This is a genomic window from Brachybacterium avium (assembly GCF_002216795.1).
GTDB classification, from domain to species: domain Bacteria; phylum Actinomycetota; class Actinomycetes; order Actinomycetales; family Dermabacteraceae; genus Brachybacterium; species Brachybacterium avium.
Map to the genome: position 1 here is coordinate 3,083,383 of NZ_CP022316.1, position 12,829 is coordinate 3,096,211.

Annotated in this window: 12 protein-coding genes; 6 read left to right on the top strand and 6 right to left on the bottom strand. The window is 73.4% G+C overall.

Features of this window, described 5'->3' with window-relative positions; genetic code table 11:
- The first annotated feature begins 18 nt into the window (after positions 1–18).
- Positions 19–1,365: a hypothetical protein gene (locus CFK39_RS13790; protein WP_089065939.1), complete on the top strand. Its 1,347-nt coding sequence runs from the start codon at positions 19–21 to the stop codon at positions 1,363–1,365.
- A 164-nt stretch (positions 1,366–1,529) separates the two neighbouring features.
- On the opposite strand, the gene CFK39_RS13795 is transcribed toward CFK39_RS13790, so the two are convergent.
- Together CFK39_RS13795 and CFK39_RS13800 are read right to left on the bottom strand one after the other, a co-directional pair.
- On the bottom strand, positions 1,530–3,362 hold the full coding sequence (locus CFK39_RS13795; protein WP_089065940.1) for an ABC transporter ATP-binding protein: 1,833 nt from the start codon (positions 3,360–3,362) through the stop codon (positions 1,530–1,532).
- Positions 3,359–5,122 carry an ABC transporter transmembrane domain-containing protein gene (locus CFK39_RS13800; RefSeq protein ID WP_089065941.1) on the bottom strand — a complete coding sequence of 588 codons (1,764 nt, stop codon included), beginning with the start codon at positions 5,120–5,122 and terminating at the stop codon, positions 3,359–3,361. The genes CFK39_RS13795 and CFK39_RS13800 overlap by 4 nt, the downstream gene beginning before the upstream one ends.
- Before the next feature lie 143 nt (positions 5,123–5,265).
- On the opposite strand from CFK39_RS13800, the gene CFK39_RS13805 reads away from it, so the two are divergent.
- From CFK39_RS13805 to CFK39_RS13820, 4 genes are read left to right on the top strand one after another with little or no spacing between them, the layout of a single operon-like run.
- Positions 5,266–5,886 (top strand): mycothiol-dependent nitroreductase Rv2466c family protein, encoded by a 621-nt coding sequence (locus tag CFK39_RS13805; protein ID WP_089065942.1) that lies wholly within the window; start codon positions 5,266–5,268, stop codon positions 5,884–5,886.
- Between the two features lie 52 nt (positions 5,887–5,938).
- The gene (locus CFK39_RS13810) at positions 5,939–6,421 is read left to right on the top strand and encodes a ribose-5-phosphate isomerase (RefSeq protein ID WP_089065943.1); all 483 of its coding nucleotides are present in this window, start codon (positions 5,939–5,941) and stop codon (positions 6,419–6,421) included.
- Positions 6,421–7,482, top strand: a complete 1,062-nt coding sequence (locus CFK39_RS13815) for an Fpg/Nei family DNA glycosylase (protein ID WP_089065944.1) — start codon at positions 6,421–6,423, stop codon at positions 7,480–7,482. The genes CFK39_RS13810 and CFK39_RS13815 overlap by 1 nt, the downstream gene beginning before the upstream one ends.
- Entirely contained in the window at positions 7,479–8,510 is a 1,032-nt protein-coding gene (locus CFK39_RS13820; protein ID WP_089065945.1) for an alpha/beta fold hydrolase, read from the top strand. The genes CFK39_RS13815 and CFK39_RS13820 overlap by 4 nt, the downstream gene beginning before the upstream one ends.
- A gap of 28 nt (positions 8,511–8,538) precedes the next feature.
- Here the strand turns inward: CFK39_RS13820 and CFK39_RS13825 are convergent, their stop codons facing one another.
- Positions 8,539–9,024 (bottom strand): nucleoside deaminase, encoded by a 486-nt coding sequence (locus CFK39_RS13825; protein WP_089065946.1) that lies wholly within the window; start codon positions 9,022–9,024, stop codon positions 8,539–8,541.
- Positions 9,025–9,097: 73 nt separating this feature from the next.
- Here CFK39_RS13825 and CFK39_RS13830 point away from each other — a divergent pair, with 73 nt between their 5' ends.
- Positions 9,098–9,652 (top strand): GNAT family N-acetyltransferase, encoded by a 555-nt coding sequence (locus CFK39_RS13830; RefSeq protein ID WP_089065947.1) that lies wholly within the window; start codon positions 9,098–9,100, stop codon positions 9,650–9,652.
- A 6-nt stretch (positions 9,653–9,658) separates the two neighbouring features.
- On the opposite strand, the gene CFK39_RS13835 is transcribed toward CFK39_RS13830, so the two are convergent.
- The 3 genes from CFK39_RS13835 to CFK39_RS13845 all read right to left on the bottom strand — a co-directional run bounded on the left by CFK39_RS13835 (position 9,659) and on the right by CFK39_RS13845 (position 12,808).
- Positions 9,659–10,099, bottom strand: a complete 441-nt coding sequence (locus CFK39_RS13835; RefSeq protein WP_172805674.1) for an ankyrin repeat domain-containing protein — start codon at positions 10,097–10,099, stop codon at positions 9,659–9,661.
- A 20-nt stretch (positions 10,100–10,119) separates the two neighbouring features.
- On the bottom strand, positions 10,120–12,090 hold the full coding sequence (locus tag CFK39_RS13840) for an ATP-binding cassette domain-containing protein (RefSeq protein ID WP_245822666.1): 1,971 nt from the start codon (positions 12,088–12,090) through the stop codon (positions 10,120–10,122).
- A 136-nt stretch (positions 12,091–12,226) separates the two neighbouring features.
- Positions 12,227–12,808: an ECF transporter S component gene (locus tag CFK39_RS13845; protein ID WP_089065950.1), complete on the bottom strand. Its 582-nt coding sequence runs from the start codon at positions 12,806–12,808 to the stop codon at positions 12,227–12,229.
- Positions 12,809–12,829: the final 21 nt, after the last annotated feature.

Here is a 12,829-nt window from a genome sequence, read left to right on the forward strand (position 1 = left end):
TCGACCCCAGGAGTACGCATGACCCGCCCAGCGCGAGCACGTGGAGCACTCGCCCGCACCACCGGGACGAGCGCGGCCGCACTGGTGGCGGCGCTGGCACTGGCCATCGCTCTCGCCCTGGCGGGCGCAGTGCCCGCAGCGCATGCGGACCCGGCCGACGAGGCGGCGCCGCCCGCCCATGCGTATCAGGCGGCCGGCCCGGAGGTCTCCGGCGCTGTGTCCCAGGCCCAGGCACCCCTGCTCCTGCCCGGGATCCACCTCGACACCTTCGCGCTCGGCGGGCAGAGCGAGGACGAGAGCACCGGGACCGCGAAGTACTACCGCATCGCGGTCAGCAGCGGTCAGCGGGTGCACGCCTCGGCGACGGTGGCCGCCCCGCCGTATGCCGACGGCATCCCCGAGGACGCGGACCAGCTGTCGCTGGCCGTCACCTTCCTCACCGCCGGGGGTGATGACTGCGAGGACAGCGGGAAGGATGGGATCGGCCAGTCGCGCACCGGGGACGGGCCGATCACCTCGAGCGCCGTCTCGGGAGCGGTGGGCTGGGACGGCTGCCCCGGCGAGGAGCTGTTCCTGCGGGTCACGCGGACGGGGACGCGGGCGGGGGACAGCCCGCTCCCGGTCGAGATCCAGGTCGCCATCGAACCCGCCGGCGCGGGCGGCGGCTCCCCCGCGGTCACCGAGGAGATCGAGGACTCCGGTGCCGGCCCGGTGCCGCCTGCCCAGGACGAGCCCTTCGAGGCGGGCCGCTCCTTCGCGACGGCGCCCGAGGCGGCACCGGGCTCCTATGTCATGGAGCTGGTGCCCGGCGAGGTGGGGGTCGTGCGGATCGACGTGCAGGAGGGCCAGCGGCTGCGCTGGCGCGTCGAGACGACATCCCAGCCCGAGGGCGCGGGGGAGCTTGCGCTGCGGACCTTCAACGCCGTCAGGGAGCAGGTCAGCGTCCACGGCGGCAGCTGGGTGATGCGTCCCCAGGACCGGGTCGCCGGTGGGGGCATGACCGCTCCCGTGGATCGCGGCAACCGCGGCTCCGAGCTGACCTCGGTCGCGACGGCCTGGTTGCCGGGCACCCACTACGTCACGCTGCAGCGCCTGCAGCGTCCTGCCGACGCGGAACCGGCCGGGGCCGCGCCCGTCACCGTCGTGCTCACGCTCGAGGTCGACGGCGAGGTGGCCGAGGATGCTCCTGAGGGTTCGGTGCTCGAGCTGGGGGAGACCACCGTGACCAGCGGCCCGCTGTCGTTCGCGGGGATCGATGCCTCGTGGGGACGCCTGGCGATGTTCGGCGGAGCCGGACTGCTGACCCTGCTCGGCCTGCTCACCGGCATCGCCGGCATGCTGGTGCTGCGGATGCGCCGCAGCTGACGATCACCTGGCGTCTGTTGGCTGATCTCCTGCCGTTCGTGCCTCACAGCACGTCGATCAGCGGCGTCGGTTGGCTGATCTCCTGCCGTTCGTGCCTCACAGCACGTCGATCACGCGGTGCCTGTTGGCTGATCTCCTGCCGTTCGTGCCTCACAGCACGTCGATCAGCCGGTCCACGCCGCCCAGAGGCGTGCGTAGTCCCCACCGCGGGCGACCAGCTCGTCATGGGTGCCCTGCTCGACCACGGCGCCGGCGGCCATCACCAGGATCCGGTCGGCGATCCTCGCCTGCGAGAGGCGGTGGGCGACGATGATCGTGGTGCGGCCGTGGGCGACCTCGAGCGCGGCCCGTTCCAGGACCCGGGCCCCGGAGGAGCCTTCGTCGGCCGTGGCCTCGTCGAGGATCAGCACGGCCGGGTCCCGCAGCGCGATCCGGGCCAGGGCCAGCTGCTGGGACTGCTCGGCGGTGAGACGCTCACCCTTCTCGCCGACCTCCGTGTCCAGACCGCGGGGGAGCCGGTCCACCCAGGCCAGCGCGTCGACCCGGTGCAGGGCTCGGCGCAGCGTCTCGTCGTCCGCGCGGGGCGCTGCCAGGTGCAGGTCCTCCCGCAGAGTGCCGCGGAAGACGTGCACGTCCTGGCTGACGATCGCGGCGTGGGCGCGGACCGCCTCGAGGTCGGCGTGGGCGAGGTCCGCCCCTCCGTGCAGCACCCGGCCGTGGCGCGGGGCCAGGGTGCCGGCCAGGATCGCGGCGAGGGTCGTCTTGCCGGCCCCCGAGGCGCCCACCAGGGAGACCACCTCGCCCGGGGCGATGTCGAGATCGATCGGCCGCAGCACGATCCGCTCGGCCCCGTCCGCGTCCTCGCCGTAGGCGTGGGAGACCTGCTCGAGCCGGATCGAGGCGTCTGCGGGGAGCCCGGTGCCGGGCGAGGCGGCCGGGTCGACCGAGGTGATCACCCCGACCATCCTCGCCAGGCTCGCCAGCGCCGACTGCACCTCGTCGAGGTTGAAGATCACCGCCATCATCGGCCAGAACAGGGTCACCAGGTAGACCGCGGCCGCAGTGACCAGGCCGACGGGGGCCCCGCCGACCTGCACCATCACGAAGCCGAACAGCAGCACCATCGCCAGCGCCAGGTTCTCGGGCACGTTCAGGCCCATCACCAGGCGGCTGACCAGGAACATCACCCGCATGTTCAGCAGCGATGCGGTCTCCGAGAGCACCGCGACGTGCCGGGTCTCGCGCCGTTCGATGCCGTAGGCATGCACGGTGGGGATGCCGTGGATCGCCGAGAGCAGGCCCTGGGCCCGGGCGCCCATCGCGATCCGCTCCCGCCGGTAGAGAGGGCCGGTGCGCCGCAGATACCAGAGCGCCGCGAGCACGTACATGGGCACGATGATCACCACCATCAGCAGCAGCCAGGGGGACAGCATCGCCATCCCGACCAGGGTGATCAGCACCAGGAAACCCAGCTGGATCAGGTTCGGGACGAGGTTGTTCACCGCCCGGGCGGCGACGTCGACGTCATCGGCGACCCGTGAGAGGGCATCGCCGATCCCGGTGGACTCCATGGTCTGGGCGGGCAGATCCAGTGCTCGGTCGATGACGTCCTCCCGCATTCCGGCGAGGATGCGCTGGCCCAGCGCCGAGACCAACCACCAGCCCAGTGCCATCAGCACCGCCTGGATCACGCCGACGGCGAGGATCTGGCCGCCCAGCGTCCAGATCCGGTCCGTCGGCTCGCCGGCGGCGACCACGTCCACGGCCGAGCCGATCAGGCGGGGAAGGATCGCGGCGGCGACCGCTCCGCTGACCGTCACCACCAGGGTGAGCAGCGTCCAGGCCCAGTGCTCCCGCAGCCGGGCCGCCATGAACCGCAGGGAGGTGCGGGCGTCCGCGATCGGCAGCAGCTGTGCATGCTCTGCCAGCTGCCGGCGGGCGGTCTCGTCATCGCCGAGCACCTCCTGCAGCGGGCGCTTCCAGTCGAGCTCGCTCATCGCCGCACCACCTCCCGGTACTCCGCGTGGCCCATCAGGTCCTGGTGCGTGCCCTCGGCGACGACCGCGCCGTCCCGCATGAACACCACCCGATCGGCCTCCTGCAGCAGGGCCGGTGCCCGGGTCACCAGCAGTGTCGCCCGGTCGGTCCGGCGGCGTGCGGCGATCAGCGCCTCGGCGATGTTCTGCTCGGTGACCGCGTCGACGGCGGTGGTGGGGTCGTGCAGCACCAGCACCGGGGCGTCCGCCGCCACCGCCCGGGCCAGGGCGATGCGCTGACGCTGCCCGCCGGACAGGTTCGCGCCGCGGTCCAGGATGCGGGAGTCGTAGCCCTCGGGCAGGATCCGCAGCAGGTCCTCGGCACCGGCGGCGTGCAGCGCCTCGGCGGCCCAGGACTGGTCCTCGTCCGCGGTGTCCCGGGGGGAGCGGGTCGCCAGCTGTTCGCGCAGGGTGCCGTCGAAGAGATCCACGACATGGGGCTCGACCAGCAGGTCCGCGCGCAGGGCGAGACGGTTCCCGGGGGTCAGCGGCTGGTCTCCGATGCGCGCCCCGGTCTCGGAGCGGCCGCTGGCGGCATCGACCACGGCATCCGCATCCTGCGCATCGGCGCAGGCCAGGGCGATGATCTCGCCGTCGGCGACCGTGAGCTGGGGGAGGTGCAGGCCGCCCGCCGCGCCGCGGCGGCCCGGCCCGCCGCCGAGGTCGCCGCGCTCATCGCGCTGGGTGGTCAGCAGGTCCAGTCCCAGCTCCGGATCGTCGACGGTCCGCCCCAGATCCGTGTAGAGGTCACGCACGCGCCGTGCGGAGGTGGACATGCCCGCCCACCACACCGGGGCGCCCGAGAGGCCCTGCAGCATGCCCATCACGTAGCGGGCCACGCCCACCACCGCGATCAGCACACCCAGGGAGAGCGAGCCGTCCAGGGTGCGCAGCGCGGCGAGCACCACCACGGCGGCGAGCATGGCTCCGGTGACCAGGGTGGTCAGCCCGGAGGAGATCCCCGAGTAGCGGGCGTTGATCAGTGCGGCCTGCAGCGCCGAGCGCGAGCGTCGGCGGTAGGTGGCCCTGGCCCGGCTCTGCACGCCGAGGCCCTGCAGCACCCGCAACCCGTGGACCAGGTCGGTCGCGGTGGCGGCGGCCTCTGCGGCCTGTGACTGCTGGTCGTCGTAGCGGGCCGACAGAGTCGGGGTGATCACCCGGATCACCACCACCATCACCGCGATGCCGAGCAGCATCGCCAGGCCCAGCCAGATGTCCATCGCGGCCAGATAGCCGGCTGCGGCCAGCACCGTCAGCAGCGAGGGCACCACCCACGGGAGCATGTCCATCAGGTCCGAGGCCTTGTCGGCGTCGGAGGTGGCGATCGAGAGCACCTCGCCGGCGGGGCGCCGCACCGGGCGCGAGCGGGGGTCCAGCACCGCACCGGTCAGCCCCACGCGCAGCCGGTGACGCTCGTACATGCACGCCTTCTGGGTCTGGACGAAGATCCAGGCCCACACGAGAACGCCCAGCACCCGGAGCAGGATCAGTCCCAGCGCGCCCAGCAGCGTCAGCCGCAGATCGCCGGCGAGCACGCCGTGATCGATCACCAGGCCCAGCACGATCGGCGTCAGCAGCTCGACCCCTTCGGAGAGGGTCGCCAGCGGCAGCACCACGGCGAGCATCCGGCGATGGGCGCGGACGATCGAGGCCATCACCCCGGGTGCCGAGGCGCGGGGGACGGCGGGCGCCGTGACGGCGGTGGAACGGGAATCGAGCACGTGCTGATCCAACCCGCCCCGCCCGCACAGCGCAACGTCTTTTGCCTCCCGGGGCTGTGTGCCCGGTCACCGAGCGGGGGATCGCCCACGCAGCGGCGGCCGATGACAGAATGGCCGCATCACCCCCGAGCCGAGGAGTCTCCTTGTCTGTGCGCACCGTCGAGCTGTTCGTCGACCCCGTCTGCCCCTACGCCTGGATGACCAGCCGCTGGCTGCTGCATGCCGCCGAGGTCCGTGACATCGCCCCGAAGTTCTCGGTGATGTCGCTGTCCGTCCTCAACGAGGGCGCCGAGCTGGATTCCGGCTACCGCGCGATGCTCGACGATTCCTGGGGCCCGGCGCGCCTGGCGATCGCGATCGACCGTGCCGAGGGCAATGAGGCACTCTCACGCTGGTACACCGCCTGGGGCGAGCGCTTCCACGTCGGCGGGGACCACCGCGACCGCCGGTCGACGGCAGCGGCCGCACTCGCGGACGCGAGGCTGCCCGCGTCCCTGATCGAGGCCTACGACCCGGTCGCCGGCGATGAGGTCGACGCCGCGCTGCGCGCCTCCCACGAGACGGGGATCTCGCAGGTCGGCAACGACGTGGGCACCCCGGTGATCTCCTTCGGGGACGGCACCGCGTACTTCGGCCCGGTGGTCTCGCCGGCACCGAAGGGCGAGGACGCCGGGAAGCTGCTCGATGCGCTCTCGACCATGGCCTCGCTCGACGGCTTCTTCGAGCTCAAGCGCTCCCGCGGCGACGGCGTCGACTTCAGCTGACCGCCCCGCGCCCGAGCCCGTTCCCGCACCACCGAGAGAGAGACCCCCTGACATGCGCGTGCACATCGGCACCGACCACGCCGGCTTCGAGCTCAAGAACCGCCTGGTGGCGGCGCTGCAGCAGAAGGGGCACGAGGTCACCGACCACGGCGCCCACCACTTCGACGCCCTGGACGACTATCCGCCGTTCTGCACGGATGTCGGCGAGGCGGTGGTCGCGGACAGCGAGTCCCTCGGCATCGTGATCGGCGGCTCCGGCAACGGCGAGCAGATCGCGGCGAACAAGGTCGCTGGCGTCCGCGCCGCGCTGGTGTGGAACGAGGACACGGCCCGCCTGGCCCGTCAGCACAACGATGCCAACGTGATCTCCGTCGGCGCCCGCCAGCATTCCGAGGACGAGCTCGAGGCGCTGATCGATCTGTTCCTCGCGGAGCCGTTCACGGGCGAGGAGCGTCACCAGCGCCGGATCGACCTCATCGGCCGCTACGAGCGCACCGGCGGCTACACGGGGACGACTGCTCCGGCCGGCGACTGATGCCGGAGGGGCATACCGTCCACCGGCTGGCCGCCGCGTTCGAGCGCGCCTTCGGCGGGCAGCGGGTGCGCACCTCGAGCCCGCAGGGACGGTTCTGGGAGGCGGTGCAGCTGGACGGGATGGTCCTGCTGGGCGCGGAAGCGGTCGGCAAGCACCTGTTCCTGCCCTTCGCGCCCGCGGAGGATGTCGACCCGGCTGCGCCGGTGGTGCGGCACGTCCACATCCACCTGGGCCTGTACGGGTCCTGGACCTTCGCCGGCGACCCCGGCTTCGCCGACGCGCATGCGATCGGCGCGCCGCGGCTGCGGATGGGGGAGCAGGAGGAGCAGCTCGACGGGGCGGGCGGTGTCGACTGGCGGCGCCTGGTGCCGCGGCCGACGGTCCGGCTGCGGATCGCCGGGACCCGCGGGCTCGCGGATCTCACCGGTCCCACCGCCTGCGAGATCCTCGACGCCGACGGTCGGCAGGCCGTGCTGGACCGGCTGGGCCCGGACCCGCTGCGCCCGGACCCCGAGCGCCGGGAGCGCCGCCGCTTCGTCGAGGCCGTGCAACGCTCCCGCACCACCATCGGTGCGCTGCTGATGAACCAGAAGATCGTCGCCGGGATCGGCAACATCTACCGCGCCGAGCTGCTGTTCCGTGCCCGCCTGGACCCTCTCGTGCCGGGCAAGGACCTCAGCACAGGGATGCTCGAGGAGATGTGGGAGGACCTGGTCGCGCTGATGACCTACGGCGCCCGCACCGGGAGGATCGTCACCACCCAGCCGGAGCACCGGGAGATCGAGGCGCGGATCATCGAGCGCTCCCGCGGCACCCGGCAGAACGGGGACGAGGACCCGGACGTGGTGCCCCGGGAGGAGTCCTTCTACGTCTACCACCGCCAGACCCTGCCCTGCCGACTGTGCAGCACCATCGTGCGCTCGGCGGACCTCGCCGCCCGCACCGTGTTCTGGTGCCCCCGCTGCCAGAGCAGGCGCAGCCGCCGAGCGAGCTGGACCCGCGAGCACCCGGCCGCTCCCTGGGCGCTGGCTGCGGAGCCGCCCGACGGGAAGGCTGCGTGAGCATCCCGCCGCTTCCGCCTCCGTCCGCCACGACTGCCGAGGGGCGCCTCCCGGTCGGCGACGGGCACGAGATCTTCTGGGAGGAGTCCGGCATCGCCGGTGGCGTGCCCACCCTCTACCTGCACGGCGGGCCGGGAGGCAGGCTCACCCCCGGCTATCGGCGGCAGTCCCCGGCCGGTCGTGCCCGGATCATCAGCCTGTCCCAGCGGGGCGCCGGCCGCTCCGTGCCCGGGGCGGGAGCGCCCGGAGCGGTGGACCTGAGCACGCACACCACCGCGCATCTGGTCGCCGATCTCGAGCGGCTGCGAGAGCACCGGGGGATCGAGTCCTGGGTCGTCCAGGGCGTCTCCTGGGGAAGCACCCTCGCCCTCGCCTACGCCCAGGCCCATCCGGAGCGGGTACTGGGCGTGGTGCTGTTCGCCGTCACCTCCACCTCCCGTCGCGAGGTCGACTGGATCACCGAGGGCGTCGGCGCGCTCTACCCCGAGGCGTGGGACGAGTTCGCCTCCGTCGCCGAGGCCCACGCCGGCTTCGACCGTCATGACCACTCCCCGCAGCGGCTGCGCCTGGTCGAGGCCTATCGGCGGATGCTCACCGGGCCGGCCGGCGCCCTGGTCGACCACGCCGCCCGGGCCTGGATGACCTGGGAGGACGCGCACATCGGGATCGGCGGGGGAGGGCCCGCACAGTCGCACGCCGCGCACGAGGATCAGCCGGTGTCCGAGTACGAGCGCGGCTTCGCCCGGCTGGTCAGCCACTACTGGGCCCACGACGGCTTCGTCGCCGACTGGGCGCGGGACTGGGGTGCGGCGCCCGGCGCGGGACTGCTCGGCGGGATGCCCCGGCTCGACGGGATCCCCGGCGTGCTGATCCATGGCCGCCGCGACGTCTCCGGTCCGGCCCTGACCGCATGGGAGCTGCATCGCGCCTGGCCGGGCAGCGAGCTGGTGCTCGTCGAGGAGGAGGGCCACGGCGGACCGCGCATGGTCGACGCCTGGCGAGACGCCGTCGACCGCCTCCTCGGATGACGGCACTCCGGCCTCGCCTGCCCGTTCCTCAGCGATCGAGCTCCGAGCTCTCCACCCCGATGTCCTCGCTCCAGATCTCCGGACGCTCCACGATCATCCGCTCCATCAGGGCCCGGCAGCGCGCATCATCCAGGACGTCGACGGTGACCCCGCGCTCGCGCAGCAGCGCCTCGGACATCTCGAAGCTGCGGTTCTCGCCGACGACGATGCGGGGGATCCCGTACAGCAGCGCGGTGCCGGCGCACATCAGGCACGGCGACAGGGTCGTGTACAGGACGCTCTCGCGATAGACGCCGGCAGTGAGCCGACCGGCACGCTCGATGGTGTCGGTCTCGGCGTGCAGGATCGCGGACTGCTTCTGCACCCGCTGGTTGTGCCCGGCCGCGAGGACTCTGCCCTCGTGGACCAGGACGGCACCGATCGGCACCCCGCCCTGGTGCCAGCTCGTGCGTGCCTGCTCGATCGCGAGGTCGAGGAAGCGCTGATCCTGCTCGGCGGTGGGGGTCGGGGCCATGATGATCCTCTCGATGGGGGAACGGCGCCCCTGCAGGATACGACCGGGACCGGCAGTGCCGTACCGTGACCGCATGAACGACACGGCCTCCGCCACTGCCCCGGCCCCCGCTCCCGAGCACGGCCACGACGGGGTGCTCCGCCGGGCGGTCCTCGCCGAGATCGACCCGCGCACCCTGTACCTGCTGGCGATGCTGCGACAGGACGTCTTCACGATGGAGCAGGGAGCCACCGATGCGGACCTCGACGGCCGCGAGCTCGAGCCCACGACCACCCTGGCCTGGATCGAGCTGCCGGGATCCGCGGCGGCGGCCTGCGGGCTCGAGCGCGAACCGGTCGCGCACCTGCGGATGCTGTTCGAGGCCGACGGCACCGGCGCGGCGGCCGTGGTGCGGATCGGCCGGGTCGCCGTGCGCGCCGATCACCGCCGCGGCGGTGTCGGACGCCGCCTGATGATCGCTGCGCTCGAGCACATCGAGCAGACCGCGCCCGGGGCGGAGGTGCGCATCGATGCCCAGGCCTATCTCGAGCAGTGGTACGCCTCGATGGGCTTCGAGACCGTCAGCGAGATGTTCATGGAGGCAGGGATCGAGCACGTCGCGATGGTGCGGAGGCCCTCACGGGCCTGAACCCGCCTACGCCCGACGGGCCTCGATGAGCGCGACCATCTCCGCACGCTCGAAGTAGACCGCGGTATCCAGCGCACTGGGGGTGCCCAGAGCAGGATCGGCCCCGGCCTCCAGGAGCACCTCCGCGACATCGGTGAAGCCTTTGAACGCGACGCCCGCCAGCGGGGACTGACCGCGGTCGTTGACGAGGTCGACGTCGGCGCCGCGGGCGGCGAGTTCGCGCACCAGCTCGGCGTGGCCGTGATAGGCGGCGAGCATCAGCGGGGAATTCCCGGCCCCGTCGCGCAGGTCCACAGGGGCGCCCTGGTCGACCAGCGACAGGAGGGCGGCGGCGTCACCGGTGCGGGCGGCGTCGAGCAGCGAGTGGGCCAGGGCGATCACGGCCTCGTCCTCGGTGCTGACGGGGTCCTCGGGGCTGGTGGGCTGGGTGCGGGTGTCCTCGTTCACCGCTCCAGGGTACGACGCGCTCACCCCACCAGCATCCCCGCGATCAGCGGCCAGACCAGGAACCCGCCGGCGATCACGGCGCCGAGCAGGTCCGCCCGGCCCAGCGGGCTGGGTGCGGCCCAGGTGCGGTGGTCCGCCCCGGCGAATCCGCGCGCATCCATCGCCAGGGCCTGCTGCTCCGCCCCGCGCAGCGTGTCCACCAGCAGGGCGAGCGTGGCCCCGGCGAGCAGTCGCGGAGAGCGGGCGCTGCCCAGGCCCCGACGGATCCGCGTGCGGAGGATGACCTCCCACTGCCGGCCCAGATGACCGACCCGCACCAGCGCCGTCACCGAGGCGACGACCGGCCGGGCGGGCAGGCGCAGGCGCTGACCCAGCGCATCGCCGAGCGCCGTGGCCTCCACGCTGCCCAGCGCCAGCACCCCGGGGGCGACGAAGGCGGTGATCCGGGCGGCCTCCTTGAGTCCCAGCAGCCATGCCTCGCGCGACAGGGGCGGTGCGTCGCCGAGCAGGGCCGTGGTCCAGGCCAGCCCCGCTGCCGAGAGCAGGATCGGGGCTAGGCGCAGGGCGCCGCCGCGCAGCGTCCGCACCGCCAGCGGTGCCAGCAGCACCGTAGGGAGCAGGGCCAGCAGCCCGCCCTGCCAGGTCTGCACGGCGAAGGAGCCGGCCGCGGCGAGGATCCCGATGAGGCACAGGGTGAGCGGATTCAGCGCATCGGCGGGAAGCCGACGCCGCGGCGCGGGCGGTGGCCCGGCCGGATCCGGGGCCGGCAGCTCGAACCGGTCGGCGGCGGCCGCGATCAGCTCCGGGTCGTGGGTGGCGACCAGCACGGCGCAGCCGCGGGACGCGGCGTCCGCGAGCAGAGACTGCACGTCCCGGCGCCGACGGGCGTCCAGGCCGACAGTGGGCTCATCCAGCACCAGCAGGTCCGGGGCCTGGGCGAGGGCCGCTGCGGTCGCCAGGCGGCGCTGCTCCCCGCCGGAGAGACGATGGGGATGGGCGCCGGCGAGGTGCGCGAGCCCGGCGCGCTCCAGCAGCTCCTCGGCGAGGACGGGATCGGTGGCCCAGGGGGAGGCGCTCAGCTCGGCCCGCACGGTGGTCGCGACGAAGGAGTGCTCGGGGTTCTGGGGGACCGCCGCGATCCGTGCGGGCTCCGGCCGCTGCACCTCGCCGGTCGCCGGTGCGGCCGCATCGAGCAGGGTGCGCAGCATGGTGGTCTTCCCTGCTCCGGAGGGGCCGGTGAGCACGCTGAGGCGACCGGCGCGCACCTCGAGGTCCAGGGGCGAGGTCAGCCCGCGGGAGGGGACGGTGACGCCGCGCAGCGAGGCGACGATCGGCCCCGCCCCGACTGATCGCGTCGCGGCCGGTCGCGCCGCGCTCTTCTCCTCGGGGACCAGCACCCCGATCTCCTGCAGCAGCGCCCGCTGCTCGCGCAGCACCTCGCCCGGTGCCCCGTCGGCGAGGATCTGCGCCTGCTCGCCGAGCACCACCAACCGGTCCACGTGAGCCAGCCAGGGCCCCAGCCGGTGCTCGGCGATGACCAGACCGGCACCGTCGGCGGCCACGAGGATCGCCTCGCGGACACGGTCCGCGGTGTCGGGGTCGAGCATGCTGGTGGGCTCGTCCAGCAGCAGCAGCTCGGGGTCGAGGGCGAGGCCGCCGGCCAGTGCGATGCGCTGCTGCTGCCCGCCGGAGACCTCGAGCGGACCCCGCTGGGGATCCAGCCCCACCTGTGCGGCCGCGAGGGCTGCGGCGACGCGCTCACGGATCTCCGTGCGGTCCAGGGCGGCGTTCTCGGGCCCGAAGGCGATGTCGCGGAAGGCCGTCGCCGCGACCACGGCATGCGCGGGATTCTGCAGCAGCAGCCCGGCCTCCCCGGGCCGGGTCGGTGGAGGCAGCAGGCCGGTGCCCTCGCCGGATTCCTCGTCGAGGAGCCCGGCGAGGGCCCGCAGCACGGTCGACTTCCCGCTGCCGCTGGCACCCGCCAGCAGCACCCGCTGCCCGGCCGGGATCGTGAGGTCCAGCGAGGCGATCGTGGGCCGGGAGCGGGTCAGCGGTCGCCAGGTCAGACCGGTCAGCTGTCGACCGGTCGTGGCAGGGGCGCGGGGAGGGGTGATCGGGGCCGCCTGCTCAGGCCTCGGCGACCCGGGCGTGCTCCCGGCCGGCGGCGAGGGAGTCCACCGCGCCGGTGGAGACCAGCGCCCGTGCGGCCGCCCAGCCGAGCACGCCGCACAGCAGCACCCCGGAGACCAGGAAGCAGGCGAGCATCGCGCCGGAGAAGGCCCAGCTCATCTCCTGGTAGTACGCGACCTTCTCCCATCCCCACTCCAGCAGCGCGGCGAGGACGCCGCCCAGCACGGCGACCGGCAGGCCGAAGCGCCGGTAGCGGGTCAGCAGGAACGCGAGTTCGACGCCGCCGCCCTGCATCAGGCCGGAGATCGCGGTGCCCCAGCCCCACTGGCTGCCCAGCAGCATCGACAGCACGGCGGCGAGCAGCCCGGCCAGCAGGGCGGCACCGGGCTTGCGCACGATGAGCCCCGCGAGCATCGCCGGCAGGAACCAGATCCCGGCCAGCAGTCCCTCGGCGGGCTTGAACGTCGCGGTCAGCGGTCCGATCAGCGTGTACAGCTGGCCGTAGCCCAGGTACGCGACGCCGAAGGCGGCGCCGATCAGAACGGTGACCAGCAGGTCCACGGTACGGAAACGAGTCATCACTTCTCCTTCCCTCTGGAA